This window comes from Streptomyces sp. SGAir0957 (assembly GCF_043523415.1).
This window is the reverse complement of the sequence record NZ_CP027293.1, coordinates 1265312-1291711: the sequence shown is the minus strand read 5'-3', so window position 1 is coordinate 1291711 and position 26400 is coordinate 1265312. Positions and strand designations below refer to the sequence as shown.

Sequence of the window (26400 nt, the reverse complement as noted above, 5' to 3'; positions counted from 1 at the left end):
GATGGAAGCCGATCCTGCCTCACGACCCCGACGGGAGCCCTCTTCGCCGTGGCTACGTTCTTGTACAAGCTCGGGCGGCTGTCCTTCCGGCGCCGCTTCTTCGTGGTGCCGTTGTGGCTGCTGCTCCTCGTCGGGATCGGAGTCGGGGCGTCGTTCGCGCCCGCGCCGCCCGCCGACACGTTCGCGATGCCGGGCACGGAGGCGCAGAAGGCCTTCGACCTGCTCGACGAGAAGTTCCCGGCGGCCGGCGCCGAGGGGGCGACCGCCCGTGTCGTCATCCGCGCCCCGAAGGGCGAGAAGCTGACCGACCCGGCGCCCAAGGCCGACGTCGGAAAGCTGGTGACCGCGCTCGGCAAGGGCGAGGAGGTCTCCTCGGTCGCCGACCCGTTCAAGGCGAACGCCGTCAGCAAGGACGGCTCGACCGCCTACGCCTCCGTCTCCTACAAGGTCCCCTCGACCGAGCTGACGGACGCGTCGCACGAGGCGCTGACCAAGGCCATCGACGACGCCCGCGCCGAGGGCTTCACCGTCGAGGCAGGCGGTGACGCCGTCGAGGCCGAGCAGGAGATGGGCGGCAGCGCCGAGCTGATCGGCATCGCGATCTCCGCCGTCGTCCTGCTCATCACCTTCGGTTCGCTGGTCGCGGCGGGCATGCCGCTGCTCACCGCCATCATCGGCGTCGGTATCGGCATCTCCGGGATCACGGCGCTCGGCAGCGTCCTCGAACTGTCCAGCACCACGTCCACGCTCGCGACGATGATCGGTCTCGCGGTCGGCATCGACTACGCCCTGTTCATCGTGAGCCGCTACCGCGCCGAGATAGCCGAAGGACGCGAACGCGAGGAAGCCGCGGGCCGCGCGGTCGGCACGGCCGGGTCCGCGGTCGTCTTCGCCGGGCTCACCGTGATCGTCGCTCTCGCGGGCCTGTCCGTCGTGAACATCCCGCTCCTGACGAAGATGGGGCTGGCCGCGGCGGCGACCGTCGCCGTCTCCGTCGTCATCGCGCTCACCATGATCCCGGCGCTGCTCGGCTTCGCGGGCAAGAAGGTCCTTCGCCGCAAGGACCGCACGGCCGCGGCCTCCTCGCCGGACACGCCCGAGGGCAGGCCGAACCTGGGCACCCGCTGGTCCCGCTTCGTGATGCGCCGTCCGCTGACCGTCCTGCTCGTCGCCGTCATCGGCCTCGGTACCGTCGCCGTCCCGGCCACGAGCCTCGAACTCGGCCTGCCCGACGAGGGCACCTCCGCGCCGGACAGCACGCAGCGCAAGGCGTACGACATGCTGTCCGAGTCGTTCGGCGCCGGGTTTAACGGCCCGCTGATGGTGACCGTCGACGGCAAGGGCGCGGCGGCGGCCGCCAAGTCGGTGGGCGCCTCGCTCGCCAAGGTCGACGGGGTCGCCGCGGTCGCCCCCGCGCAGGTCAACGAGGCGGGTGACACCGCCATCATGTCCGTCGTCCCGTCCACCGGTCCGAGCGACCACAAGACGGAGGAACTGGTCAAGGAGATCCGCTCCGAGGCCGGGGGCTGGGGCGCGGAGACGGACTCGGACGTCCTGGTCACCGGCCAGACGGCCATGACGATCGACTTCTCGCAGACCCTCAACGACGCGCTCGTGCCGTACCTGCTGCTCGTCGTCGGCCTGGCGTTCCTGCTCCTGATGCTGGTGTTCCGCTCGGTCCTCGTCCCGCTGAAGGCGGCGCTCGGCTTCCTCCTGTCGGTGGCGGCGGCGCTCGGCGCCGTGGTCGCGGTCTTCCAGTGGGGCTGGCTCGCGGACCTGGTCGGCGTCGACCAGCCGGGCCCGATCATGTCGATGATGCCGATCTTCCTGATCGGCGTGGTCTTCGGCCTGGCCATGGACTACGAGGTCTTCCTCGTGACCCGGATGCGCGAGGCGTACGTCCACGGGGCGCGGCCCGGCGAGGCGATCGTGACCGGGTTCCGGCACGGCGGCCGGGTCGTCGGCGCCGCCGCGATCATCATGATCAGCGTCTTCTCCGGCTTCATCATGGAGGACAACGACATGATCAAGATGATGGGCTTCGGCCTCGCCGTCGCCGTGCTCTTCGACGCGTTCGTGGTCCGCATGGCGATCGTGCCCGCGGTCATGGCGCTGCTCGGCAAGGCCGCGTGGTGGCTGCCGCGCTGGCTGGACAAGGCGCTGCCGAACGTCGACGTCGAGGGCGAGAAGCTGCGGCAGTCCCTGGCGCAGGCCCCGTCGGCCGGTGACGAGGACCGGGAGCTGGAGCCCGCGCGGGGCTGAGCCCCGCGGCCTCTTGTAAGCGGCGGCCACGTCGAACACACCCGCACAGTGCCGTGGCCGCCGCTCAGGACGCGCACACCCGGCGTCGCCGGGGCGCGTACACGGACCTCAACTGGCGTGCCGGGCCCGGGGTGACGGGTGTGCGGCGCATCCCCTCAAACGGTTGTCCACTCGCTCGGGTGTCCGAGCGAGTGGACATGGAAGGACAAGCATTCAGTCCGTGTAGACCTCGGCCCGGTCCACGCTGACGAACGCGGCGCCGGACGACGCGTTCCGCTCACCCGTCACCCGCACCTTCAGCGTGTGCGTGCCGCGCGCGAGGCGCGGGCTGAGGTACTGGAGCGTCTCCCCGGTGCGGATCGCGCTGTAGAGGTCGACCCGCTGCTCGGGGCCGCCGTCGACGCTGATCCCCGCGATCCCGTTGCCGGTGTCACGCACCGAGAGCAGTGCGATCCGGGTGCCGGTGAAGGTGAACGTGGCGGTGTTGCCCGCCCGGTCGCTCCAGTGGTCGTCGCTCCAGAAGCACTGGGCGGCGCAGCCGGTCCCGGAGTTCCAGGTGCCGGTGTACGCGACCGATCCGGCGCCGCTGGAGCGGCCGTCGTCGTTGATCCAGTAGTTGCCCGAACCGGGGTCGCCGGAGGGCAGGTCCTGGGTCGCGCCCATCGCGAGCGGCACCCCGAGGTTCGGGCTGCCGTCCGCGTTCCAGGAGATCTTCTGGGCGCGGGTCGTGCGGTTGGAGTAGGTGTTCACCGACGTCGTCTTGGCGTGGTAGATCAGCCAGTCCTGGGTGCCGTCGGGGGACTTGAAGAACGCGTGGTGGCCGGGGCCGAAGACGCCGCGGTCGTCCGCGCGGGAGAAGACGGGCCCCGAGCGCTGCACCCAGTTCCCCGGCACGAGCGGGTCGGCGCCATTGGCCAGGGACAGCTGCCAGACCTGGTAGTCGGGCTTGCCGGTGTCACACGTGGAGTACGTCATCCACGTACGCCCGTTGCGGTTGAGGAACTCGGGGCCTTCGCGGACCTCGGGGCAGCCCCCGGCCGCGTTGATCGCGACCGCGTCGCCGGAGACGGTGTACGGGTTCGACATCGGCGCGATGTTCAGCCCGTTGTGCTGGTACGGGTTGATGCCGCTGTACGCGAGGTAGAGCTTGCCGTTGTGCTGGAGGATGCCCGGGTCGATGGCGAAGTCGTCTCCGTGGTTGGGCGGGGCGAGCTTCGCCTTGAAGTGGTACGGGCCCGCCGGATCGTCCCGGTCCGACTCCAGGACGAACAGGCGGTGATGGTCGTCGGTGCCGTCGTCGGCGGTGTAGTAGAGGTACCAGCGGGAGTTGAAGCGGTAGAACTCCGGCGCCCAGATGTGCTGGTTGCGCGAGGCGTTGGTGTCCGTCCACACCGTGATCGGATCGGCGTCGAGCAGCGTGGCCAGGGACGGCGAGCGCCACATCTTGATGCTGTCGCCTTGCGTGGTGGTGAGGTGGTAGGCCCCGTTCGCGTAGGCCAGGAACGGGTCGGGTCCGGTGTTCAGCGGGTTCCGGAAGGTACCCGAGGCAGCCGCCGCCGCTTCGGGCGCCTGTCTCGCCGCGCCGGCCTGCGGCGCGCAGACCAGTCCGACGAGCAGCGCCAGAAGTGCGGTGACCAGAGCAGTACGGGGCCGGGTGCGCATGAGCGGCTCCTTACATCGATGTAAGTCTCACGGCTTTCAGGACGGTAGGGAAGGGGCGCGGGGCTGTCAACGGGGCGCCCGTGCCGAGGAGTTGCGGGTCACCTCACTGGCCGCCGAGGCCGGTGGTCGCCACCGACTTCACGATGTGCCGCTGGAAGAAGAGGAAGACCACGACGAGCGGCAGCGCGGCGAGCACGGCCGACGCCATCGACTGCGCGTACTGGATGCCGTACGCGTCCTTCACCGTGGTGATGCCGACGGGCAGCGTCATCAAGGACGGGTCGGAGGTCGACACGAACGGCCACAGGAAGTTGTTCCAGGCGCCGATGAACACGAAGATCGCGACGGCGGCGAGCATCGGCCGCGACAGCGGGAGCAGCACCGACCAGAAGATCCGCCAGTGCCCGGCGCCGTCGATCCGGGCGGCCTCCTCCAACTCCTTCGGCAGCGAGTCGAAGTGCTTCTTCAGGATGAACACCATCACGGGCGCGACCGTCTGCGGCAGGATCACCGCCGCGTACGTGTCGAGCAGGTGCAGCGTCAGCATCTGCTGGAACCACGGCACGATCAGGATCTGCGGCGGCACGAGGACCGCCGCGATCGTCAGCACGAACAGCCAGCGGCGCCCGGCGAACACCGTGCGCGAGAACGCGTAGCCGGCCATCGCGGAGACGAGCACCGTGATCACGGTGACGGCGGCCGAGATGAGAAGGCTGTTCAGCATCCACAGCGGCAGGTCGCCGCGCTCCCACACGGCGCTGAACCCGTCGAACGTGAACCCGTGCTCCGGCCAGAACCAGGCCAGCGGATCGCTCGCGTCCTGCTCGGTCTTGAACGCCGTGAGGAGCGCCCACGCCATCGGCAGCAGCCAGATCAGCGCGCCGATCGTGAGCACGGCGAGCGCGAGCACGCGGGCGACGCGGCTCTCGCCGAGCGTCAGGTTCGTGCGCGAGCGCTCGGTGCGCCGGGGCGGTCTCGGTGGCGTGACCGGCCTGCGCCCGTGCGGCTTGGCGGTCGTACGGGCCGGTGCGTCGGTTGCGGTCATGGTCACTTCTCCCGGCTGCGGAGTGCGAAGAACTGAGCGGCGGAGGCGAGGACGACGAGGGCGAAGAAGATGTAGCTGATCGCCGAGGCGTAACCGAGCCGGTAGCCGGTGAAGCCGACGTCGTAGACGTACTCCACGATGGGCCGCGTCGAGTTGTTCGGGCCGCCCTTGGTGAGCAGATAGACCTGGTCGAAGACCTTCAGGGACGCCAGGAGCTGGAGCACGGTGATCACCACGGTGATCCGGCTCAGCTGCGGCAGCGTGATCGAGAACAGGCGCCGCCACGCCCCCGCGCCGTCGATCGCCGCGGCCTCGTAGAGGTGGTCGGGGATCGACTGGAGCGCGGCCAGGTACAGCAGGAAGTTGAAGCCGACCGTCCACCACAGGGTCGCGAGGGCGATGGCCCAGATGGCCACCGACTCGTCGCTCAGCCAGGCGACTTGGCCTAGGCCCAGCTTGTCCAGGAGGTGGTTGTAGAGGCCGAGGTCGGGCTGGTACAGCCAGATCCACAGCAGGCCGACCACGCCGACGGGGAGCAGATACGGGGCGAAGAACGCGAGCCGCCACACCCACTGGCCCGGCACCCCGGTGTGGACGAGCAGCGCCATCCCGAGCGCGACCACGACCAGCGGGACCGTCGAGATGAGGGTGAAGAGGACCGTGTGCCAGAGCGCCTTCCACATCTCGGCGTCCTGGAACGCCTCGGTGAAGTTGTCGACGCCGATGAAGGAGGGCGTGTGCGCGGACAGTGCCCGGTCCGTCAGGGACATCCACAGGCCCTGGCCGAGCGGCCAGATCATGAACACGGCGAACAGGACGAGGAAGGGCAGCGCGAAGAGCAGGCCGGGGGGAAGCAGCCGGCGCACCGCGGGCGCCCCTGGCCGGGGCGAGGCGTGGGGAGAAGAGGACATCGTTGTGCCTCCTAGGGGTGGCGGCGGATCAGGCCGGGCTGGGCTTGGCGAGGAACGTGTCGAGGCGCCGCACCATCGCGCGCGCCGCACGGTCGGGGGCGAGACCGTCGAGCAGGGCCTGCTGGAGCACCTGCGACATGGCGTTCTGGAAGTCGGACCCGGCTCCGGCGAACCAGGCCGCCGGGTCGAGGACGACATGGTCGGCGGCCGCCTTGTAGTGCGCCTGAGGCAGCAGCTTCGCGTACTCCTCGGTCTTGGTGACCGGCACATAGGCGGGGATGTGGCCCGCCGTGCCCCAGATCTGTCCGGCCTTCAGGAGCGCGGCCACCGCGCGGTGCGTACGGCGCCGGTGCTCGGCGTCGGGGCTCGGGTGGTGCGGGAGCACGAAGGAGTGCGAGTCGGCGTAGACGGCCGGGGTGCCGAAGACGGTGGGGAACGGGGCGGCGCCGACGTTCTTGTCCGCGCCGCGGAACGTGCCCAGCTCCCATTCACCGGAGAGGATCATCGCGGTCTGCTTGTTGTTGAAGGCCGCCATGCCCGCCGCGTAGTCGAGCCGCTTGGGGTTCACACGGCCGTCGACCAGCTTGGCCATGAACGCGATGACCTCGGCCATCCGGTCCACGTCCACCTTGGCCGGGCCGCCCTGCGGCACCTCGAAGACACCGCCGGTCTGCTTGTAGAGGCCGTAGAAGAGCCGCCAGCCCTGCGCGGTGTCGGTGACGTAGCCGAAGGCGACACCCTGCTTCCCGGACGCCTTCGCCAGCTCCTTGCTCGCCGCGAGGAATGCGTCCGGCGAGGAGAACGCGTCGGCGTCCAGCGTGCCGTCCGCCGTGAGCAGCCCCGCCTTCTTCACCGGCTCCGGGTGGAAGAACACGATGAACGGGTGGGTGTCGAGCGGGATCGCGTACGTCTTCCCCTCGTACTGCGTACGGGACCACACCGCGTCGGTGAAGTCCTCGCGCCGCACGCCGTACTCGGCCAGGAGGCTCAGGTCCCACGGGTCGACGAGCCCGGTGGGCGCGTAACCGGCCAGCCGCGACATGTGCGAGACCGCGACATCGGGGCCGCGTCCGCCCGCCGAGGCCATGGCGAGCTTCGTGTAATAGGGGGTGCCCCACTCCAGGACGGTGCGTTCGATGCGGGTGCCCGGCATGTCGGGCCCCGCCTTCTTCACCATGTCGTTGAGCAGGCCGCCGTCGGCCCCGCTGAACAGGTCCCACAGGCGGACGGTCGACTCGTCGGCCGCCAGCGCGCTGCCGCAGCCACTGAGCGCTCCGGCGCCGAGGACCGTCGCCCCGGCGGCGAGCGCGGCCGTCAGCGCGCGTCGTCTGGTGAGTGCGGGGCGACCGACGGGTGCGGGTGTGCCGGTCATCTGGCTCCTTCCCCGGGCGACGGCGGCGGCGTCATTCGGCCGCCGCCGTCACCTCGGAACATACATCGATGTAAACAACGGGTACGACGGAATCAGCGCGGGCCCTCGAAGGCCGAGGGGCGGAGCTGGGCGTCGCGCAGCAGCTTCGTGTCGACCTTCTCGGTGCGGTCGAAGCCGTAGACGCCGTTGCGCTCCTGGAAGACGTCCGTGAGCTGCGTGTAGCAGTAGCCGAACATGTCCGGATCGGCGAGCAGCACGCCCGTCAGACCGACGAACCGCTCCACGAACTCCCCGGCGCTGCGCGGCCGTTCGCCATAGCCCCACGACTCGTCGCGGGCCTCGCCCGACACCTCGGCGGCGGCCTGCGCGTCCCACCAGATGCCGCCGAACTCGCTGCAGAAGTACGGCTGCCCGGCGTACGGCACGGACCACGGACGCCCGTCGGGACCGGCGTTCACATAGGGCTTGTCCTCGGCGAGACCGTCCATGATCTTGGCGAACTCGGCGGGGTCCTGCTCGTAGCAGTGCGAGTCGTACACGTCGGTGTGCGGCACCCGGTGCGCGTAGCCGGAGGCGTCGATGACCGGGCGGGTGCCGTCGGCCTGCTTGGTGGCGAGGAACATCGCCTGCGTGACGTCGTCGAGCTGGGTGATGCGGTCGTGCAGGTGCTGGTACGTCTCGTTGAGCGGGCACCAGCCGATGATCGAGGGGTGCGAGTAGTCGCGCTCCACGGCCTCCAGCCACTGGGTGACGTAGGAGGCGTCGGGCCGCTGGTTGTCGTCGCGGACGCCGACCTCGCAGCCCCAGTCGCCGAACTCGCCCCACACCAGGTAGCCGAGCCGGTCCGCGTGGTACAGGAACCGCTCCTCGAAGACCTTCTGGTGCAGGCGCGCCCCGTTGAACCCGGCGGCCAGACCCAGCTCGATGTCGCGGACGAGGGCGGCGTCGCTCGGCGCGGTCATCAGGCCGTCCGGGTAGTAGCCCTGGTCGAGGACGAGCCGCTGGAAGACGGGCTCGCCGTTGAGGAGGAGCCGCTTGCCGTCGATGGAGACGGAGCGCAGACCCGCGTAGGACCGCACCTCGTCCACCACCCCGCCCTGCGCGTCGAGGACCTCGAAGGTGAGGTCGTACAGGTGCGGGTCCTCGGGCGACCACACGCGCTGCCGGTCGGCGGGCACGGCGAGGGCCAGGCGCGGAGTGAGGTCGAGGTCGGCGCGGGCCTCGGCGGTGACGACCGTGCCCCGCTCGTTGGAGAGGGTCGCGCGGACCCGGTGGCCCGGCGCCTTCCCGGTCAGCGGCAGCTCCAGGAAGAAGGAGCCGGAGGCCAGGTCGGGCGTGATGCGCGGGCGCTTCAGGGCGACGGTGCGCGGCACCGGCTCCAGCCACACCGTCTGCCAGATGCCGGTGGTCCGGGTGTAGTGGCAGTGCGTGTTGGCGTACCAGGTGGCCTGCTTGCCGCGGGCCTGCGGGCCGTGCCGGGTGTCCCGGGCCCGCACGACGAGCGTCACCTCGCGCCCCGGCGCGGCGATCTCGCCCAGGTCGGCGGTGAACGGGGTGAAGCCGCCGCGGTGCCGCGCCACCTCCACGCCGTCGGCCCACACGGTGGTGTCGTGGTCGACGGCCCCGAAGTGCAGGAGCACCCGGGAGTCGGTCCACTCGGCCGGCACGGTCACGGTCCTGCGGTACCAGACGGCCTCCAGGAAGTCGGTGTCGCCGATCCCGGACAGCTCCGACTCGGGGCAGAACGGCACGGTGATCCGCCCGCTGAGGTCGCGCTCGCGCAGACCGCGTTCGAGCCCGGTGTCGGCGCGGTCGATCTCGAACTGCCACTCACCGTTGAGATTGAGCCAGGCCTCACGGGCGAACTGCGGCCTCGGGTACTCGGGCCGCGGCAGGTCCTGGTGGTGCGGGACGGGCATGGTGCTCCTTGCCTCCGGGGGCTGCTGCTGTCGTGCGGGGCTCATGGCACCATGGCGATTACATCGTTGTAAATATCCGGGGCGGTGCCAGATCCGGCCCGAAACCGATTCGTGATGCTCGATACGATCGCGGGTGGCAGACGGAAGGAATGAACAGCGTGGCGGCCAGACCCAGGATCAAGGACGTGGCGGAGTACGCGGGCGTCTCGCCCAAGACCGTCTCCAACGTGATCAACGACTACGAGCACGTCTCCGACCGCACCCGTGAAGTGGTGCGGGAGGCGATCGACGCCCTCGGCTACCGCGTCAACATCGCCGGACGCCAGCTCCGCCAGGGCCGCACCGGCATGATCACCCTGGCCGTGCCCGAGCTGGACGTCGCCTACTTCTCCGAGCTGGCCAAGCACGTCATGACCGAGGCCGACAAGCGCGGCCAGACCGTCCTCCTGCACCAGACCGGCGGCGTCCGCGAGCGCGAGCTGGCCGCGCTGCACGGCTTCGACGCCCGCTTCACCGACGGCGTCATCCTCAGCCCGCTCGCCCTGCACCCCCGCGACCTCGCCACCCGCGACCGCGCGCTCCCGGTCGTCCTGCTCGGCGAGCGCCCCGCCGAGGGCACCACGGACCACGTCGCCGTCGACAACGTACGGGCGGCGCGCGAGGCCACCGAACACCTCCTTGCCCGGGGGCGGCGCCGGATCGCCGTCATCGGCGGCCGGGTGCGCGGGCGCCAGGGCACCGACCGGCTGCGCACCGACGGCTACCGCGAAGCGCTGAAGGAGGCCGGGATCCCCTTCGACAGCGCCCTGGTGGTACCGGTGGACGCCTACCACTGGCGGGACGGGGCGCGGGCCGCCGCCGCCCTCGTCGACGCGGGGGACGAACCCGACGCCCTGCTCTGCCTCAACGACCACCTCGCCCTCGGCGCGCTGCGCGCCCTGCACGAGCGGGGCCGCGCCGTCCCCAAGGATCTCGACGTGGTCGGCTTCGACGACATCGAGGCGTCCCGGTTCAGCGTCCCGAGCCTCACCACCGTCGCCCCGGACAAGCGGGAGATCGCACGGGCCGCCGTCGCCCTCCTCCTGGACCGCATCGAGGCCCCGGCGGCCGACGCGCTCCAGGACCACGTCGTGGGCCACGAACTCAAGGTGCGCGAGAGCAGCGGAGGTTGAGCGCCGGGGAGGCTGATCAACGGCTGTTCGGCGGACCCCGCGCGGCGGTACGATGCGGAACTGAGTGAGCCTCACTTTCCGTGGCTTGCGGGGGAGTTCGCGGAGGACGATTGACGAGCGTGCTGTTCATCCACGGCACAGGGGTGCGCGCGCCGGGCTACGCGGAGGCGTTGCGGGCGGTCCGCGCGGGCCTGGCCGCAGTGCGGCCCGACGTGAGCGTGGCGGAGTGCGACTGGGGCTCCGCGCTCGGCGCCTACCTGCGGGCCGACGGCGCGTCCATCCCGGGGTACGTACCCGGGCAGCCGGCGCCCGCGCCGCGCCCGCGCGACGAGGAGCGCGCCCGCTGGGCCCTCCTCTACGTCGACCCGGCCGCGGAACTGCACCTGTTCGCGCTGGCCGGACAGCAGACGACCGCCCCCTTCCTGCCGGGCGCGCTGCCCGCGGGACGACAGCTGTGGGCCTGGACGCGGGAACTCGTCGAGGCACCCGCCGTGCGCGCGGCGTGGCGGGCGGCCGGCCTCGACGCCGGCCTGGCCGCCGACGTGAGCGCGCTGCTCGCCTCCGACGTCTTCCGGCGCGCCTGCGACGCGGCGGACGGCGCCGGCGCGGCGGGCCTCGCCCGGCTGACCGCCCGCGCGCTCACCGCCCGCGCCCTCGCCGGGCACCCCGGCGGCCCCGGCGCGGTCCCCGCCGACGCGCGGGACGCCATGGTCGCCGCCGTCGTCGACCACCTCGGCGGCGAGGAGCGCGGGCTGGCGGACGGGATCGGCCGGGCGCTCGGCGCCACCGCCCGCCTCCTGGAACGGGCGGGCGGCTCCCGGTTCGTCGTGGGCCGCCGCAGCCGCATCAGCGAGCGCTCCCTCGGCTTCGCCGGGGACATCCTCAGCTACCTCGTCCGCGGCGAGGCCGTCCGCGCCTACGTGGCCGACCTCGCCCGGCAGCTCGCGCCCCCGGTCGTGCTGCTCGGGCACAGCCTCGGCGGCATCGTCGCCTTCGACCTCCTCGCGGGCGGCGCGGCCGGCGACCCGCCCGACGTGGCCCAGCTGGTGACCGTCGGCTCCCAGGCCCCGGTCCTCTACGAACTGGACGCGCTCCCCTCACGCCCGTACGGCACCGGGCTCCCGGCCCGCTTCCCGCGCTGGCTCAACATCTACGACCGGCGCGACCTGCTCTCCTTCGTCGGCGCGGACGTCTTCGGGCCCGGCGTGCGCGACATCGAGGTGGACAACGGGCAGCCGGTGTCGGCCGCCCACAGCGCCTACTGGACCAACCGGCACCTGTACGAGGTGCTCGCCCAAGAACTCCCCGGGTGACGCCAGATGGGACGCAGTGCCCGGGGGGCGCACGTGCCGCGGGGCACAGGAGAGCGGCAGGAGCGGCAGCGGATGCTGCGCGAGATGGTCGAGGCGCTCGCCGCCTCCACCCCGCTCGCCGACGAACGCGGCCGCCTGCAGTGGGCCCGTGAACTGGCCGACGAGTTCCCCGACCTCGACCTGGAGGGGTTCCGCACCGCACGGCAGGCGTTCGCCGAGGCGATCCGGCACTGCAGCCGCGTCGAGGAGGACGGGCTCGAACGGCTCGTGGAGGCAACCGAGTTCGTGGCCCCCGCCGTCGCCGGACGGCTGCGGCCGCTGCTCGACGAGTGGCACGCCCTCGACGTCTACCGCGGCCGCGACTGGACCGCCCTGCGCGAAGGGCTCGACCTCGCCCTGCCCGAACTGCCCACCCTCGTCGCCGCCGCCACCCAGGACCGCGTACGGCTGCCCCGATATTGCCGTACGGCCTGGCACGCCTTCACCCATCTGGCCTGCCACAACGCCCCGGTCGGCGGTCTCGAACCCAGCATGGTCCTCCTGGAGCACCTGATGCTGCGCGGCGAGGCCGCGCACGTGATCGGTGAGATACGCGCGTGGAACGACCACTTCGCCCAGGAGTGGGACGCGAGCGAGGGGGCGCAGGGGTTGCGGGCCCTGCGCGCGCGACTCACCGGGCGCCCCGACCCGGCCGCGCGGAGCCGCCCGGAGCCCGCCACGGCGACGGGAGCCGACGCGCTGGGCGAGCCGCGCGTACCGGTCATACGCCTGTTCATCAAGGTCGTCCCGGACCTGCGGCCCTCGGACGCACAGGTCGCCCGGCAAGGGAGGCACGAGGCGCACTACCGGATCTCGTCCCGCGTCCGCTACGCCGAATCCGTAAGACTGCACCGGGAGGACTGCGACCCCGTCGAACCCGTGCCACGGGGCAGGCTCCCGTACGCCGTCGCCGACCTCCTGTCCGCGACGGCCGAGCTGTGGCAGTCTCGGGACGAGAACGTGGTCCTGGAATTCTTCCTGCCGGCGGAGTTGCTCACGGAACCCGTCGAATGGTGGGACCGGAATCCCCGCCTCGGGCATTCCAACCCGCTGTTGAGCAAGTACCCGTGGGTGTACGTGCACAGCCTCGAACGGATGCAGCGGCGCGATCTGCACCACGCCTGGCGCAGACGGTGGACGCGCTTCAGGAGCGACCCGGCCCGCGGGCGCGCCCACTGGTGCGACCCGGAGGGCCGGCCGGACCCCGAGCACCTCGCACTGCTGGATGCCCGGGTCGGCAAGGAGGAGGGGGTGGTCTGCATGGTCCTCAGCGACACTCCGCGGGCCGGTGACGGCACGGGCGCGCGCGAGCTGCGGCTCGGCCTGGACCTCGGCGTGCCGGTGGTGATCTTCCACCGGGCACCCGACGCGGCCGGAACGTCCGACGCGGCCGAGGCCGCCGAGGGTTTCCGGGGTCTTGTGAAGGAGTTGTTGGCCGGTGAGGGTCTGGCGAACCTTCCCGCCGCTGCCCGACAGTGGAGGAGCGACGCGGCGGCGGGGACCGCGGACGTGCGCGACAAGGCGTTGATCCAGCAACTGGGCGTGGTCTGGGACGATCCGCAGCAGCTCCTCGACGGTGACGCATGCGCCCCCGCCGCCTTCGTAGGGGGTACCGAGTGAACGCGCAGGAGACGAACGGACTGCCGTACCGGGGCAGCGGAGCCCCGCGTCCGCAGGGACCGTACGAGGAGCGCGACTGGCCCGAGGGGCCGCGCTGGCGCAGTTTCGACGGGGGGCCGGTCCAGCCCGAGCCGCCGGACGAGGACGAGGCGGACCGCAGGCTCGGCCCGGCCGACGCGCCGCGCACACCCCCGCCGGACGAGGTGCGCCTGGTGAACGCGGCGCTCCTGCTGCGCCGCCCGCTCCTGGTCACGGGCCGCCCCGGCGTCGGCAAATCGGCCCTCGCCTTCCGCATCGCCCGCGAGCTGCAGCTCGGCCGGGTCCTGCAGTGGCCGGTCACCAGCCGCACCACCCTCACCTCCGGCCTGTTCGAGTACGACGTGATCGGCAGGGCGCAGGCAGGTCAGGCGTGGTACCTGGCGCAACAGCAACAGCAACAGCAACAGCAACAGCAACAGCAACAGCGGTCGGCGGACGAACGGCCGGTTGACGAGGGGAAGCCGACGAGCGCGGCGGCTGAACTTGTCGACGATGTAGGGGAGTTCGTGCAGCTGGGGCCCCTGGGGACGGCGTTGCTCCCGCACCGCATCCCGCGCGTGCTGCTCATCGACGAGATCGACAAGTGTGACGTGGACCTGCCGCACGACCTGCTCTCACTGTTCGAGGACGGCCGGTACGCCGTGCCCCCGCTGGTCCGGGTCAGCAAAAAACAACCCCAGGTCACCGTGCACACCGCCGATCCGCGGGGAACCGCTCAGATCACGGACGGCATCGTTCACACGCGCGCGTTTCCGGTCGTGATCATGACCTCCAACGGGGAACAGGAGTTCCCCGAGGCGTTTTTGCGCCGCTGTCTGCGTTTGGACATGCCGGACCCCGATGCGGAAGGCTTGGGCGAACTGCTCTCCGCCCACTTCTCCGACCGACTCGGTGACATGCACTCCCAGTTGATCCAGGACTTCACGTCCCGCAGCGAGCGCACCGACGGTCTGGCCGCCGACATGCTGCTGAACGCGGCACATCTGGCGACCTCGGGCGCCTACACCTACGAGCACGGCGACGACGCCGAATGGCAAGCGGTCCTGCGCGCCATCTGGCACTCGCTGAGGGCCGACGGGGCAGAGATCGGTGACTGAAGGCCCGCCCGCTCCCGAGGGCCGGGGGCCGGACGCGCGCGGCCCGCGTCCGCCCTCCGACCCCGCACGCCTGTCCGTGGGCGAGCTGCGCTGGTGGGAGGTGGCGGACGCGCTGTGGATGGCCGAGCACCACCCCGAACTCCTCGACCCGCACAAGGAGTCCGCGCCGCCGCCCGCCGCGCAGCGGCCCGCGCCGCCGCCGGAGCCGCCGCGGACCCCCGAGCGGCCGGCGCCGGACGTCGCCGGACCCGGACAAGAACCCGGGCGCGAAGCGGTGCTGGACTCCGGTGTGCCGCCACCCCCCGGTCGCGGAGGCCCGGCCGGCGCCGCGCGAGGAGCAGGAGGCGTCCGGAACCGGCGATCCCGGCGCGGCGCCGCGCAGGAGGCGTTCCGCGCGCGTGCGGCGACGGCGCGGGCCCTCGGCCAGGAACCTGGGGCGCGCGTTACGGCCCCTGCGGCAGATCCGCAGGACCTCGCCCGCCGAGGAGGTCGACGAGGAGCGCACGGGGGAGCAGTTCGCCGAGGCGCCCTGGCTGCCCCCGGCCATGCGGCCCTCGCCCGAGGCGCGCTGGGACGTCGTCCTCGTCGTCGACAGCGCCCCCCAGATGGCGGTCTGGCGGGCCACCGCCGACCGGCTCGCCGCCGTGTTGCGCCGCTACGGCGGATTCCGCGACATCGTGCTGCGCCGCCTCGACACCGACGCCACCGGCGGCGTCGTGCTGCGCGCCCCCGGACGGCGCGGCGCCACCCAGCCGGTGCGCAGCCTCGTCGACCAGTCGGGCCGGCGGATCGTCCTCGTCCTCACCGACGGTGTCGCCGCCGCCTGGCGCAGCGGGGCCGTGCACACCGCGCTCGCCCTGTGGGCCAGACATCAGCCGCTCGCCGTCCTGAGCACCCTGCCGCAGCGCCTCTGGCACCGCACCGGCCTGCGGCCCGAACGGGTCCGGCTGCACCTGTCAGGGCGCGGGGCCGCGGGCGAGGCCGTGGACTGGGAGCCCGCGCAGCCCTACGGGGCGGACGCGTGGGCGGTGCCGTTGCGCCGGGCGCGCGCGCTGCCGGTGCCCGTCCTGGAGGTGTCGGGGGAGTGGCTGTCGCCCTGGGCCCGGTTCGTGGCCGGGGAGCAGCCGCGCTGGACCGAGGTCGCCGCCCTGATGGTGCGGCCGGGCGCGGGCCCCGTGGAACCCGAGCCGGCGCCCCGGGACGCCTCGGCGGCCGAGCAGGTCGCCCAGTTCCGCGTGTGGGCCTCGGCGGAGGGCTTCGAGCTGGCCGTGCGCCTTGCCGCCGTGCAGCTGGATCTTCCCGTGATCGCCGCCGTGCAGCGCGCGATGCTGCCCGAGTCGGAGCCCGTGCACCTGGCGGAGCTGCTGATGAGCGGCCTGGTCGAGGCGGTCCCGGGGGACGAGAGCGCGTACGTGTTCCGGCCGGGCGTGCGCGAGGAGCTGCTCGCCGCCGGGACGAAGCGCACCACCTTGCAGGCCTCGCGCCGGGCGGCGGAAGTGCTCGCCTCCCGCAGCGGCGCGGCCCGTGAGCTGCTCGCCCACTACGAAGGGCGGGGCCAGGAGCCCGAACCGGAAGTGACGGCGGAGAACGCGCGCTTCCGGGCGGTCGAGCACGCGGTCCTGAGCGTGCTCGCGGGAGAACACCTGCCGAGGGCGCGACGGCTGGGGCAGCTGATCGCGGCCCACACAAGAACGGCACCACCGACGGACGCTGGGGAGCGTGGCGGAGTGATATCGGACGAATCATCGCAAGGCAGAATGAGTCAAGACAATTCGCTCGAAAGTCCGCGTCGCACCGATCCCCCGTATCCCCCGCAGTCCGCGTCCGCCGAAACCGGCGGCCGGGGACCGGGTGCGCCCGGCCCGCACCAAGGAGGCACGCCAGTGACCACGGTCGTCCCCGGGACCGCCGCCCCCGCCACCCCCGCCTGGGAGGGGCCGGCGGGCGCCGCGCCGCAGACGCGCGCGGTCCGCCCCGCGATCCTCGGCAACATGCCGCCGCGCAACCTGGTCTTCACCGGCCGCGACGACCTTCTGCTACGCCTGGAGGCGGACCTGGGCGAGGGCCCGACCGCCGTGCTGCCGCACACCCTGCACGGCATGGGCGGCGTCGGGAAGTCGCAGCTCGCGCTGGAGTACGTCTACCGCAACGCCGACCGCTACGACGTCGTGTGGTGGATCCCCGCCGAGCGCCCCACCCAGATCGCGCAGGCCCTCGTCGAACTCGCGCTGCGACTGAACCTGCCGGTCACCGCCGAGGCGAGCACCGCCGTTCCCGCTGTCCTGGAGGCGCTGCGAACGGGTGTTCCCTACGCCAATTGGCTCCTCGTCTTCGACAATGCGGAGAGCCCCGAATCGGTGCAGAGCTACTTCCCGCTCACCTCGGGCGGCGGCTCCGCGGGAGCCATCCTCGTCACCTCGCGCAACCCGCAGTGGAACACCCTCGCCCACCCGCTCGAGGTCGACGTCTTCAAGCGCGCCGAATCCATCCAGCTCCTCCAGCGCCGCAACCCGGACCTGCCCGAGGCCGAGGCCGACCAACTCGCGTCCGTCCTCGGCGACTTGCCGCTCGCCGTCGAGCAGGCTTCGGCCTGGCGCGCCGAGACGGGGATGCCCGCCGAGGAATACCTGCGCCTCTTCGAGGAGAAGCGGGCCGAGCTGATGGCGGTGTCCCCGCCCACCCAGTACGAACAGACCGTGGCCACCGCCTGGAACGTCTCGCTCGACCACCTGGAGGGCAAGAACTCCGCGGCTCTCCAACTGCTCCAAGTGTGCTCGTACTTCGCCCCGGAGCCGATCGCGCGCTCGCTCTTCTCCGGCGCCCCCGTCGAGCCGATCGCGCCCGACCTGGACCGCTCGCTGACCGATCCGCTGCGCCTGGGCCGCGCCATCCGCGAGATCAACCGATACTCCCTCGCCAAGATCGACCACCGCACCAACTCGATCCAGATGCACCGTCTGGTCCAGGCCGTGCTCAACGCCCGTATGTCGCAGGAGCAGCGCGAGAGGATGCAGCACGGGGCGCACCTGCTGCTCGCCGCCGCCACTCCGCGCGACCCGCAGGACCCCTCGCACTGGGCGCGGTTCGGCGAGCTGTACCCGCACGTCGTCGTCTCCGACGCGATGCGCTCGCCCTCGCGCCACGTGCGGCAGATGGTCCACGCCGTGGCCGAGTACCTCTACTACTGGGGCGATCACGAGGGATCGCGGGACTTCTCCCAGCGCGCCTACGACGCCTGGACCGAGCTGCACGGCGAGGACGACCGGCAGACCCTGCAGCTCGGCCGCCACCTGCGGTACGTGCTGTGGGTGCTCGGCCGGTTCGGCGAGGCCGCCGCCCTCAGCCGCCGGATGCTCGCCGTTCTGGAGGCCCGGCCCGGCTCCGACGTCGACGACGAGTTCCTGCGCGTACGCGGCCTCGCCGCCTCCGACAGCCGCGCAGGCGGCAAGTTCCCCACCGCCCGCGAGATCAACGCGGAGGTCCACGAGCGCGCCGTGCGGGCCTACGGCGACGACGACCCCGAGACGCTGATGCACGCCCACAACCTCGGCGTGAGCCTGCGCGTCAACGGCGACTTCCGCGGCGCCCTCGAACTGGACCGGCAGACCTGGCAGCGCAAGACGCAGATGTACGGCGAGGACTCGCTGTCCAGCATGCTCACCGAGTCCAGCGTCGCGCTGGACCGCCGTGAGCTGGGCGAGTACATCGAGGCGGTCCGGCTCTTCGAGGACATCACGGAGCGCTACCGGCTGCGGATCGGCGCCAACCACCCCAACACCTTGCGCAATGTGGCCCGGCTCGGGGTCTCCCTGCGCAAGGCGGGGCATCACGCGGAGGCCGCCGAGCTGACCCGGCGCTCCCGCAAGGAGCTGATCGGCCGCTACGGGCCCGAGCACCCGGACTCCCTCGTCGCCTCCCTCAACCTCTCGGTCGACCTGCGCCAGTCCGGTGAACTGACCGACTCGATGAAGCTCGGCGAGGCGACACGCGACCTGTTCGCGCAGGTCTTCGGCGCGGACCACCCGCACACCCTGGAAGCCGAGATGAACCTCGCCATCACCTACCGGCTCCTCGGCAAGGTGGACGAGGCCCGCGCGCTCAACGAGTCGGCCCTTGCGCGGTGTTCGGCTCTGCTGGGCGAGGGGCACCCCGACACCCTGGTGTGCCGGATCAACCTGGCCAGCGACCTGTTCGCGCAGGGTGACACGGCCGGGGCCCTCGCCCTGGACGAGGCGACCCTGGCGGCGGCCGAGGACATCCTGGGCGCGGACCACCCGACCGTCCTCGTGCTGACCAGCAACCTTTCCCAGGACCTGCGGGCGCTGGGCCGCCTCACGGAGTCCGAGGAGCTGCGCCAGGCAGCTGTCCAGGGGATCGGCCGGGTCCTCGGCGAGCAACACCCCGCCTTCGCCGACGCGGTGGCCTCGCGCCGGGCCAACTGCGACATCGACCCGATGCCGATCTAGCCGACGCCGGCCGGGCTCTCAGAGGGCGGGCGCGAGCCCGTCGAGCCAGGCCGGGCGGGCTTTCAGAGAGCGGGCGCGAGCCCGTCGAGCCAGGTGACGAACGCGACGGGGCCCGGCCCCGCCCCGTCGCGGCGGCCCAGGGCGCGGTGCACGGCCCGCGCCAGCTCCGGCTGCTCGCGCGCGACACGGCCGGGCGCCCCGGCTCCCTCCGCGCGCAGGGCCAGCAGGAGATCCGCCCACGAGGACCGCTCGGCGCCGCCGCTCACCAGCGCGGCGACGGCGGCCCCCACCGCTCCCGCCGCGTCCCCGTCCACGTGCAGGGTGTGGGCCGGGCGGGTGCCGCAGGGCGGCTTGGCCGCCGGACCGTCGGACCCGGCCAGACGCGAGCGGTACAGCGCGGCCACGACATCCAGGCGCGGCACCTCGCTGTCCGGGCACAGCCGGGCGGCGGCGGCCGGCATCGGGGTGAGCGGAGCGGGCCAGGCGTCGGCGAGCGCGGCCACCGTGGCGGGGTCGGGCTTCAGGTGGTGCAGCCGCCAGCTCATCGTGTGGTGGTCGGCGGCGTCCCGCGCCATCGCGTCCACCGGGTCGAACCGCGCCGGATGCTCCCCTTCCGCCACGTTCTCCGCGAGCCGTCGCACCAGCCGCCGGCCGAGTTCGGTCAGCCCTTTATGCGTCTCCAAGTCTCCGAGCACACGCAGCAGTTGACGGCGCCACAGGGCGTACTCGAAACGGGCCGGGGCGTGGTCGCGTACGGGGGAGAGGGCGCGGCCGCGCCAGAAACGGGTCACCGCCGTGAACGCGTAGACGCCCTGGAGCAGCCCGCGCAGCGGCCGTGGCTCGTCGCGCCAGGGCGTGTAGAACAGGGTGGTGTCGTCGGGCTCGTACAGCTGGTACAGGTGCATGAGCATGCTCAGCTTGGTGTGCTGGATCTCGTGCGCGAGGACCGCGGCGAGCTGCTCCGCGTCCGGCGGCCGGGCGGCGGCCAGCCGTCCGGCGCCGTCCCCCGCCGTGGCGCTCGGCAGACGTTCGCCGCCCTTGCGCTCCACCGGTTCGAGGCTGCGCAGGAGCACCCCGACATCTGTGGCGGACTGCGCGTCGGCCGACGCGAGCAGGGGAGCGGCCTCGTGCAGCAGCTCGGTCCAGCGCTCCGCCTCCTCCGGGGACAGCCGTCCCGGCGGCCGCCCACCGGCGGTCGGCACGATGCGGTGCGGGCCGAGATCGTCGAGGAGGACGGGGCGGGGGGCGCCCGGCGAGACGAGCGTGATCCGGCGGGCCGGTTCCCAGCCGGGGCCCGGCGCCGTGTACGGGGCCGCGACCCGGACCGTCCGCCCCTCGACCTCGACGGTGACCTCGGCCGCCCCGGCCGTGACGCGGGCCCTGCCCCACGGAGCGCCGCCGGGCACGACGGCGCGGCCGACGCCGGGCAGCGACACCGTGCCGTGCCGCGCGGGCACCCCGAGCGTGAACGCGGCGCCGGTGCGCAGGGCCGCCGCCGCGGCCAGGGCGTGGAAGTGCCCGGTCTCCACCCAGAGTGGCGCGGAAGCCGGCGGCGCGGTGCCGCGCAGGGTGCGCAGGGCGCCACCGAGCCACAGGCCGGTCTCGGGCGCCATGAGCAGCTCCTCGACCGTGTCGTGCGCGCAGCGGTCCGCCTCGACGAGCAGGCGCCACGGCTCGTCCGCCGGGTCGAGGGGGCCGACCAGCCAGGGGCTGTCGCGCAGCAGGTCGAGGAAGAGGTCGATCATGAGGAGGCGGTGGCTGCGCTCGGCCTGCCACAAGCCTTGCAACACGCGGGAGCTGCCGCCACCGCCGGCCAGGGCGTCGAAGTCGGCCTCGGAGAACCCGTGTCGCCGCAGCGGGGCGGCGGGGCGCACGGGCTCAGCGGACATCGTCCGGCCCCGGCCTCCCGCCCGGCGTGTCTAAGGGCGGCTCAACTCTCCTCGCCACCGAAGTTGACGTCGGGGTCGTCGAGCTTGCGCAGAAGACGTCGTTTGCCCAGCGCCCGTTCGGCACCGGTATGCGCGCGTAGCTGCTCAAGCGTCCATCCCCCGAGGTCCACAAGCTCCGACTCGACCGCAGTGTCGGCGTGATCCATGGTGCCCTTGCCCTCCCGGCGTCCGGGCCGCCGGTGACGCCGACGCCGACCCCTGTGCTTCATCATGTCCCCTGCACTCATGCTCGGGAACCCCGTGTCTCAGACATCCTTTCCGGACAACTCGCGTGCTCTGGCCGAGAATTCGTTGTACGCGCGCGTCCCCGCGTCGACCATCTCGACGGCCGCGCACAGCTCATCGAGGCCCCCGGGAAACTCCAGGCACGTGTCGACGAGGTCGAGCAGGGCGGGCCTGGTGATCGTCGACTGGGGCACGCTCGCGGCGATCTCGGACGGCAGCTGCCGGATCACCCGCGCCCGCGCCTCCGGCTCCCGCATCGCCGGTACCCGCTCCAGCGCCACCACCAGCTCCCGGCGCTCGGCCCGCGTCGGCGCGGCCCCCGTCCCGGCGGGCCGTCGCCACTGCTCGCCCTGCCCCTCGGGCCCGGAGTGCCAGAAGTAGGTGGGGCTCTGCGCGCCGCCGCCGCGCGCCACGACCCGCTCCCGCAGCCGCTCGGTGAACCCGCGCGGATCGGCGAACCAGCCGCCTCCGGAGCCCTCCTCGTCCCACACCTCGTGCACGGCGGCGGTGAAGACGCCGGGTCCGCCGGTGCGGCCGCCCCGCGCGGACTGGCCCGGCGCGCACGCGAACAAGGCGTGCTGGCCCGGCCGTTCCCGCAGGGGCCGTACGGGGACGGGGTCGGGCGCGAGGGCGCCGTCGAGGCGGGCCGGGTCCGCGAACAGCTGGCAGGCGTCGAGCAGCCACAGCTGGTGCGGGAAGGCCGGGACGAGGTCGGAGCGCCAGGCGGCGAGCGCCGCGTCGAGGTCCAGGCTGCGCAGGTCGTGGCCGGTGGCGTCGGCGTACAGCAGGCGGCGGTGCCCGTCGGTGTCCACGAGCCCGTGCCCGGACCAGGCGAGGAACAGCAACTCACCGCTTTCGCGCGGCAGTTCGCGGAACAGGGCGCGGTGCACGTCCTCCCGTCCGGCCTCGCGGACCGTGAGCCCCGTCGCCCGGGCGAGCCCCTCGTTGTGCGGGGCGGGGGAGAGGAGCAGGGTGATCCGCTCGGGGGCCACCCCTGCCTTCAGCAGGCGTCGCGCATGTCCGACGGCGTCGCGCACGGGGCCGTCGAGGTCCCAGTCGGCGCCGCCGTCGTAGCGCTCCACTCCCACGATGACGGCGTGCGTCGACGGTGTCCGGTCCGGCATGGAGGGTTCCTCCCCGGGAAAGGGCGGGGCGAACCGTGCGCCGCCCGCCCCGGGCCCGGCCCTGGGCTGCCTCAGGAGCGAGGCGCGGGGCCCGCCCCGCCGTTCCTGACCGGCCTGGTGTGGATCTTCGTGATGCACGCCGGGACCGCGAGCGCGTCGTCATGGACGCGCGCCCGGTACGCGCTCGGCGTCTCCCCGACCAGCTCGGTGAAGCGCGAGCTGAACGAGCCGAGCGAGGTGCATCCCACCTCGAAGCACACCTCGGTCACCGTGAGGTCGCCGCGGCGCAGCAGCGCCTTCGCCCGCTCGATGCGGCGCGTCATCAGGTAGCCGTACGGCGTCTCCCCGTACGCGGCGCGGAAGCTGCGGGAGAAGTGGCCCGGGGACATGAGCGCGATCCGCGCGAGCGCCGTCACGTCGAGCGGCTCGGCGTAGTCCCGGTCCATCCGGTCCCTGGCCCGCCGCAGGCGCACGAGATCGTCCAGCTCAAGCCGTTTCACCCCACGAGTCTCGCACAGGGGGCGCGCACGGGCGCGTGCGCGCTTATGGCACAGTTCGCTGACCGATCGACGTACGGGGGAGCGGTGACGGACGACGCGACCAGGGGCACCTGGGGCCTGATGATGACGTGCCTGGGCGGCGGGCTCGGCGGGGTGCGGATGGTGACCCGGCCCGCGGGGCACGTGAGCGGCACGCGCGCGGAGGCGCACGACGCACTGCGCCGCCATGTCCTCGCCTTCGCGCCGAGACACCCGGCCAACCTGCAGCGCCGCACCGTCTACGAGCACGGCGACGGCTACCTCGTCCTCGCCGAGGGGCTGACCCAGACCTTCGAGTACGAGTTCCACCTCGCCCGGGTCGTGCACGACACCCGCCCCGACATGCCGGTGGTGCCGCCACAGCCGGTCGCACCACCACCCCCCGCCGCGCCGCCGCACCACTGACGCGACGGTGTGCGCCGCCCCGTGCCTCAACCGCCGCCCAGGCGCTTCGCGCCCTCTCTCTGCGCGTGCTGTGCGCCCCCGCGAAGAGGTTCGCTCCCGTCGGACCCTGGTCATAACCGTGGTGACACGGGTCCGGTGGACGGGGTGATGAAAGGAATCGGCATGGCATCTCAGGCAGTGCTGGAGGCGGGGCGGCTGTCCGCCATAGCGAAGATCCTGGACCGGGCGGGCGGTCATCTGAGCGCCGCGGTCCACGACGACGCGGAGACGTCGGGGGTCCAGTCGCTCCTCGCGCTCTCGCGCAGCGCGTCCTACGACGTGACGTGCGCGGTGCGGCACACCGTCACCGGTGAACTCCATCTGGCGCACGCCCATCTGGAGGCGGCACGGACCGCCCCCGCCCAGCACGCGGTGGCGGCCGAGGGGATGCCGACGCCGCTGCCCGCGAAGGTGCGTACCGCGCTGCAACTCCTGCGCGGCATCAAGGGCTTCTTCAGCACGGAGACCGAGGACGCCTTCGTGCGCGCCCTGAGCCTGGACGCCGGCGGGAGCCGCGTCTAGAGCGGCGTGCCGGGGCCCCTGGCGGGCCCTCCCATGACCCGGAGACCTCCACGTGGTGTGGCGGTGGACTACCACCACGCGGAGGTCTTCGCCATGTCCGGGCGCCGGGCGCTCGTCCGCACGGGTCTCTTGACAGGGGCACGGCCGCTTGTATGGTCTAGGCCAAGCAGTAACGGCCGTTCCGCTTACGGGAATTCGCGCTGCGTTCACGTACGCGTGCTGTTCCCCTGTCCCTTCGCGCCTCTTGGCCCCACCCACGAGAGGCCGACCTGACCGCGCGCCCCCACATCTCGCGCGCTGCCAGGAAGACCTGAGTGAAGGAAGTACACATGAACGCCAGAAGGAAGACCGCTGCGCTCATCGGCGCGGCCCTGGCCCCGGCCCTCGCCCTCACCCTTCCCGCCTCCTCGGCGAGCGCTCACGGCTACATCAACACCCCGCCGAGCCGCCAGGCCCAGTGCGCGGCGGGCACGGTGTCCTGCGGGGACATCACCTACGAGCCGCAGAGCGTCGAGGGCCCGAAGGGGCTGACGAGCTGCAGCGGCGGCAACAGCCGGTTCGCCGAGCTCGACGACGACTCCAAGGGCTGGGTCGCCACCTCCGTCCCGAAGAACGCCACGTTCCAGTGGAAGCTGACCGCGCAGCACGCGACCAGCACCTGGCAGTACTTCGTGGGCGGCCAGGAGATCGCCGAGTTCAACGACAACGGTGCCAAGCCGGGCGCGACCGTCACCCACCAGGTCGACTTCGGCTCGCTGACCGGCAAGCAGAAGGTGCTCGCCGTCTGGAACGTCGCGGACACGACGAACGCGTTCTACGCCTGCATCGACGTGAACGTCGGCGGCTGACCCGCGCTCACGACCGGTGGCGCCGCGAGCCACCCCCCCACGGCGCGCCCCCACGCGTCCGGCCCGCGGCGCCCCGCAACCCCCCACCACCGCACCGAACAGGAGCGCTTCATGCGCCGCCGCATCCTCGCCCTGCTGACCGCCACCGCGTCCGCCGCCACCCTCGGCTTCACCCTGGCCGCCCCCGCCTCCGCCGAGAAGGCCGACGCCCAGGCGGACTTCGTGGTCAGCCAGGCCCAGTTCGACCAGATGTTCCCGGGCCGCAACAGCTTCTACACGTACGAGGGCCTGAACGCCGCCCTCGGCGCCTACCCGGGCTTCGCCAACTCCGGCAGCGACACGGTGAAGAAGCAGGAGGCCGCCGCCTTCCTCGCCAACGTCGGCCACGAAACCGGCGGCCTCGTCTACGTCGTCGAGCAGAACACCGCCAACTACCCGCACTACTGCGACACCTCGCAGTCCTACGGCTGCCCCGCGGGCAACGACAAGTACTACGGGCGCGGGCCGATCCAGCTCAGCTGGAACTTCAACTACAAGGCGGCGGGCGACGCCCTCGGCATCGACCTCCTCAACAACCCCGACCTCGTCCAGAACGACGCGGCGGTCGCCTGGAAGACCGGCCTCTGGTACTGGAACACCCAGACCGGCCCCGGCACCATGACGCCGCACAACGCCATGGTCAACGGCTCCGGTTTCGGGGAGACCATCCGCAGCATCAACGGCAGCATCGAGTGCAACGGCGGCAACCCCGGCCAGGTCCAGAGCCGGATCGACAACTACCAGAAGTTCGCGCAGATCCTCGGCGTCGACCCCGGCGCCAACCTGAGCTGCTGACGGCGGGTCACACGTGTGAGGGCCGGACCGGCCCTCACACACCACCCCGTTCATACCTCCGCACCCGGAAAACGCGTGGGCGATTCGTCCGGGTGTGATGTGATCGACCACTATGAGCGCGCAGCAGGACACCTGTGACATGACCGACCTGGCGGGCCGGGCCGAGCGGAACCTCGCCGAGCACGCCGCCCACCTGCACCGCGGCCTCCCCGGCGCGACGGTCACCGAGACCGACGACCTCGTGGTCGCGGACAGCGGCCTCGACGACGACACCTTCAACATCGTCGCCGGGGCCCGCTTCACCCCCGACACCGCACCCGCGCGGATCACGGCGACGACCGCCGCCCTGGCCGCCACTGGCCGCCCCTTCACCTGGTGGGTGGGGCCCGCCTCGACCCCGCCCGACCTGTCGGCCCGGCTGGCGTCCGCCGGTCTGCCGCCCGCCCAGATCGGGACGGCGATGTGGGCCGGGCTGACCGACAGCCTGCCGCAGCCCTATGTGACCGGCCTGGACATCCACCCCGTGACGACACCGGAGCGGCTGCGCGACTACGCCGCCGTCCTCGCCGCGAACTGGGAGCCGCCCGCCGCGACGGTCCGCCGCTTCTTCGAGCTCGTCGCACCGCGGGCACTGGCCGCGGACTGCCCAGCCCGCCTCCTGGTCGGATACGCGGACGGCCGCCCGGTCAGCACGGCCGAGGTCTTCCTGCACGCCGACGTCGCCGGGATCTTCAACATCAGCACGCTGACCGCCCACCGCCGCCGCGGCTACGGCGGCGCCATGACGCTCGCCGCCCTGCACACGGCCCGCAGGAACGGTCATCCGCTCGCCGTCCTCCAGGCCTCGGCCGAGGGCGAACCCGTCTACCGGCGCCTCGGCTTCCGCGCCTTCGGTCACGTCACCGAGCACGCCCTCGTGCCCGGAACCATGCCTTCCGTCAGTGTCGGACCCAGGCTCTAAACTGGGGCGTCGGTCAGCGCGGAAGGGACGGAGAACC

The 26400-nt window shown here is 72.5% G+C and carries 20 protein-coding genes; 11 read left to right on the top strand and 9 right to left on the bottom strand.

Annotation, left to right across the window (positions count from 1 at the left end; all coding sequences use genetic code 11):
- Positions 1–48 precede the first annotated feature (48 nt).
- Complete coding sequence (locus C1N81_RS11190) at positions 49–2262, top strand: MMPL family transporter (protein ID WP_394428625.1); 2214 nt, start codon at positions 49–51, stop codon at positions 2260–2262.
- 213 nt (positions 2263–2475) lie between these two features.
- On the opposite strand, the gene C1N81_RS11185 is transcribed toward C1N81_RS11190, so the two are convergent.
- The 5 genes from C1N81_RS11185 to C1N81_RS11165 all read right to left on the bottom strand — a co-directional run bounded on the left by C1N81_RS11185 (position 2476) and on the right by C1N81_RS11165 (position 9171).
- Positions 2476–3924, bottom strand: coding sequence for a family 43 glycosylhydrolase (locus tag C1N81_RS11185; protein WP_394428624.1), 1449 nt, complete (start codon positions 3922–3924; stop codon positions 2476–2478).
- Positions 3925–4027: 103 nt separating this feature from the next.
- Entirely contained in the window at positions 4028–4969 is a 942-nt protein-coding gene (locus C1N81_RS11180) for a carbohydrate ABC transporter permease (RefSeq protein WP_394428623.1), read from the bottom strand.
- 2 nt (positions 4970–4971) lie between these two features.
- Complete coding sequence (locus tag C1N81_RS11175; RefSeq protein ID WP_394428622.1) at positions 4972–5880, bottom strand: carbohydrate ABC transporter permease; 909 nt, start codon at positions 5878–5880, stop codon at positions 4972–4974.
- 28 nt (positions 5881–5908) lie between these two features.
- Positions 5909–7252 (bottom strand): extracellular solute-binding protein, encoded by a 1344-nt coding sequence (locus C1N81_RS11170; RefSeq protein ID WP_394428621.1) that lies wholly within the window; start codon positions 7250–7252, stop codon positions 5909–5911.
- A gap of 92 nt (positions 7253–7344) precedes the next feature.
- Entirely contained in the window at positions 7345–9171 is a 1827-nt protein-coding gene (locus tag C1N81_RS11165) for a glycoside hydrolase family 2 protein (protein ID WP_394428620.1), read from the bottom strand.
- Between the two features lie 149 nt (positions 9172–9320).
- Between C1N81_RS11165 and C1N81_RS11160 the strand changes: the two genes are divergently transcribed.
- The 5 genes from C1N81_RS11160 (at position 9321) to fxsT (ending at position 18917) form a co-directional block, all read left to right on the top strand.
- Complete coding sequence (locus tag C1N81_RS11160) at positions 9321–10343, top strand: LacI family DNA-binding transcriptional regulator (RefSeq protein ID WP_394428619.1); 1023 nt, start codon at positions 9321–9323, stop codon at positions 10341–10343.
- A 110-nt stretch (positions 10344–10453) separates the two neighbouring features.
- The gene (locus C1N81_RS11155; protein WP_394428618.1) at positions 10454–11656 is read left to right on the top strand and encodes a lipase family protein; all 1203 of its coding nucleotides are present in this window, start codon (positions 10454–10456) and stop codon (positions 11654–11656) included.
- A 33-nt stretch (positions 11657–11689) separates the two neighbouring features.
- Positions 11690–13315 carry a VMAP-C domain-containing protein gene (locus C1N81_RS11150; RefSeq protein ID WP_394428617.1) on the top strand — a complete coding sequence of 542 codons (1626 nt, stop codon included), beginning with the start codon at positions 11690–11692 and terminating at the stop codon, positions 13313–13315.
- The gene (locus C1N81_RS11145) at positions 13312–14451 is read left to right on the top strand and encodes an AAA family ATPase (protein WP_394428616.1); all 1140 of its coding nucleotides are present in this window, start codon (positions 13312–13314) and stop codon (positions 14449–14451) included. Before C1N81_RS11150 ends, C1N81_RS11145 begins: the two co-directional genes overlap by 4 nt.
- Positions 14448–18917: an FxSxx-COOH system tetratricopeptide repeat protein gene (fxsT, locus tag C1N81_RS11140; protein WP_394437859.1), complete on the top strand. Its 4470-nt coding sequence runs from the start codon at positions 14448–14450 to the stop codon at positions 18915–18917. The genes C1N81_RS11145 and fxsT overlap by 4 nt, the downstream gene beginning before the upstream one ends.
- 62 nt (positions 18918–18979) lie before the next feature.
- Here fxsT and C1N81_RS11135 read toward each other — a convergent pair whose 3' ends face one another.
- From C1N81_RS11135 to C1N81_RS11120, 4 genes are all read right to left on the bottom strand, one after another.
- Positions 18980–20806, bottom strand: a complete 1827-nt coding sequence (locus tag C1N81_RS11135; RefSeq protein WP_394428615.1) for an HEXXH motif domain-containing protein — start codon at positions 20804–20806, stop codon at positions 18980–18982.
- Between the two features lie 41 nt (positions 20807–20847).
- Positions 20848–21012: a hypothetical protein gene (locus C1N81_RS11130; RefSeq protein WP_394428614.1), complete on the bottom strand. Its 165-nt coding sequence runs from the start codon at positions 21010–21012 to the stop codon at positions 20848–20850.
- 99 nt (positions 21013–21111) lie between these two features.
- Positions 21112–22215 (bottom strand): effector-associated domain 2-containing protein, encoded by a 1104-nt coding sequence (locus C1N81_RS11125; protein ID WP_394428613.1) that lies wholly within the window; start codon positions 22213–22215, stop codon positions 21112–21114.
- A 71-nt stretch (positions 22216–22286) separates the two neighbouring features.
- Positions 22287–22661 carry a helix-turn-helix transcriptional regulator gene (locus C1N81_RS11120; protein ID WP_394437857.1) on the bottom strand — a complete coding sequence of 125 codons (375 nt, stop codon included), beginning with the start codon at positions 22659–22661 and terminating at the stop codon, positions 22287–22289.
- 138 nt (positions 22662–22799) lie between these two features.
- On the opposite strand from C1N81_RS11120, the gene C1N81_RS11115 reads away from it, so the two are divergent.
- The 5 genes from C1N81_RS11115 to C1N81_RS11095 all read left to right on the top strand — a co-directional run bounded on the left by C1N81_RS11115 (position 22800) and on the right by C1N81_RS11095 (position 26363).
- Positions 22800–23159, top strand: coding sequence for a hypothetical protein (locus C1N81_RS11115; protein WP_394428612.1), 360 nt, complete (start codon positions 22800–22802; stop codon positions 23157–23159).
- A 162-nt stretch (positions 23160–23321) separates the two neighbouring features.
- On the top strand, positions 23322–23720 hold the full coding sequence (locus C1N81_RS11110) for a hypothetical protein (protein ID WP_394428611.1): 399 nt from the start codon (positions 23322–23324) through the stop codon (positions 23718–23720).
- A 329-nt stretch (positions 23721–24049) separates the two neighbouring features.
- Entirely contained in the window at positions 24050–24568 is a 519-nt protein-coding gene (locus C1N81_RS11105; protein ID WP_394428610.1) for a lytic polysaccharide monooxygenase auxiliary activity family 9 protein, read from the top strand.
- A gap of 111 nt (positions 24569–24679) precedes the next feature.
- Positions 24680–25402: a chitinase gene (locus C1N81_RS11100; RefSeq protein WP_394428609.1), complete on the top strand. Its 723-nt coding sequence runs from the start codon at positions 24680–24682 to the stop codon at positions 25400–25402.
- A 112-nt stretch (positions 25403–25514) separates the two neighbouring features.
- Positions 25515–26363, top strand: a complete 849-nt coding sequence (locus C1N81_RS11095; protein WP_394428608.1) for a GNAT family N-acetyltransferase — start codon at positions 25515–25517, stop codon at positions 26361–26363.
- Positions 26364–26400: the final 37 nt, after the last annotated feature.

Excerpts from the sequence above, each read along its gene's own strand:
- C1N81_RS11125 (WP_394428613.1), bottom strand. The coding sequence starts at position 22,215 with ATGCCGGACCGGACACCGTCGACGCACGCCGTCATCGTGGGAGTGGAG.
- C1N81_RS11130 (WP_394428614.1), bottom strand. The coding sequence starts at position 21,012 with ATGGATCACGCCGACACTGCGGTCGAGTCGGAGCTTGTGGACCTCGGG.
- C1N81_RS11105 (WP_394428610.1), top strand. The coding sequence starts at position 24,050 with ATGAACGCCAGAAGGAAGACCGCTGCGCTCATCGGCGCGGCCCTGGCC.
- C1N81_RS11110 (WP_394428611.1), top strand. The coding sequence starts at position 23,322 with ATGGCATCTCAGGCAGTGCTGGAGGCGGGGCGGCTGTCCGCCATAGCG.
- C1N81_RS11135 (WP_394428615.1), bottom strand. The coding sequence starts at position 20,806 with ATGTCCGCTGAGCCCGTGCGCCCCGCCGCCCCGCTGCGGCGACACGGG.
- C1N81_RS11095 (WP_394428608.1), top strand. The coding sequence starts at position 25,515 with ATGAGCGCGCAGCAGGACACCTGTGACATGACCGACCTGGCGGGCCGG.
- C1N81_RS11185 (WP_394428624.1), bottom strand. The coding sequence starts at position 3,924 with ATGCGCACCCGGCCCCGTACTGCTCTGGTCACCGCACTTCTGGCGCTG.
- C1N81_RS11165 (WP_394428620.1), bottom strand. The coding sequence starts at position 9,171 with ATGCCCGTCCCGCACCACCAGGACCTGCCGCGGCCCGAGTACCCGAGG.
- C1N81_RS11180 (WP_394428623.1), bottom strand. The coding sequence starts at position 4,969 with ATGACCGCAACCGACGCACCGGCCCGTACGACCGCCAAGCCGCACGGG.
- C1N81_RS11170 (WP_394428621.1), bottom strand. The coding sequence starts at position 7,252 with ATGACCGGCACACCCGCACCCGTCGGTCGCCCCGCACTCACCAGACGA.
- C1N81_RS11175 (WP_394428622.1), bottom strand. The coding sequence starts at position 5,880 with ATGTCCTCTTCTCCCCACGCCTCGCCCCGGCCAGGGGCGCCCGCGGTG.
- C1N81_RS11160 (WP_394428619.1), top strand. The coding sequence starts at position 9,321 with ATGAACAGCGTGGCGGCCAGACCCAGGATCAAGGACGTGGCGGAGTAC.
- C1N81_RS11100 (WP_394428609.1), top strand. The coding sequence starts at position 24,680 with ATGCGCCGCCGCATCCTCGCCCTGCTGACCGCCACCGCGTCCGCCGCC.
- C1N81_RS11120 (WP_394437857.1), bottom strand. The coding sequence starts at position 22,661 with ATGGACCGGGACTACGCCGAGCCGCTCGACGTGACGGCGCTCGCGCGG.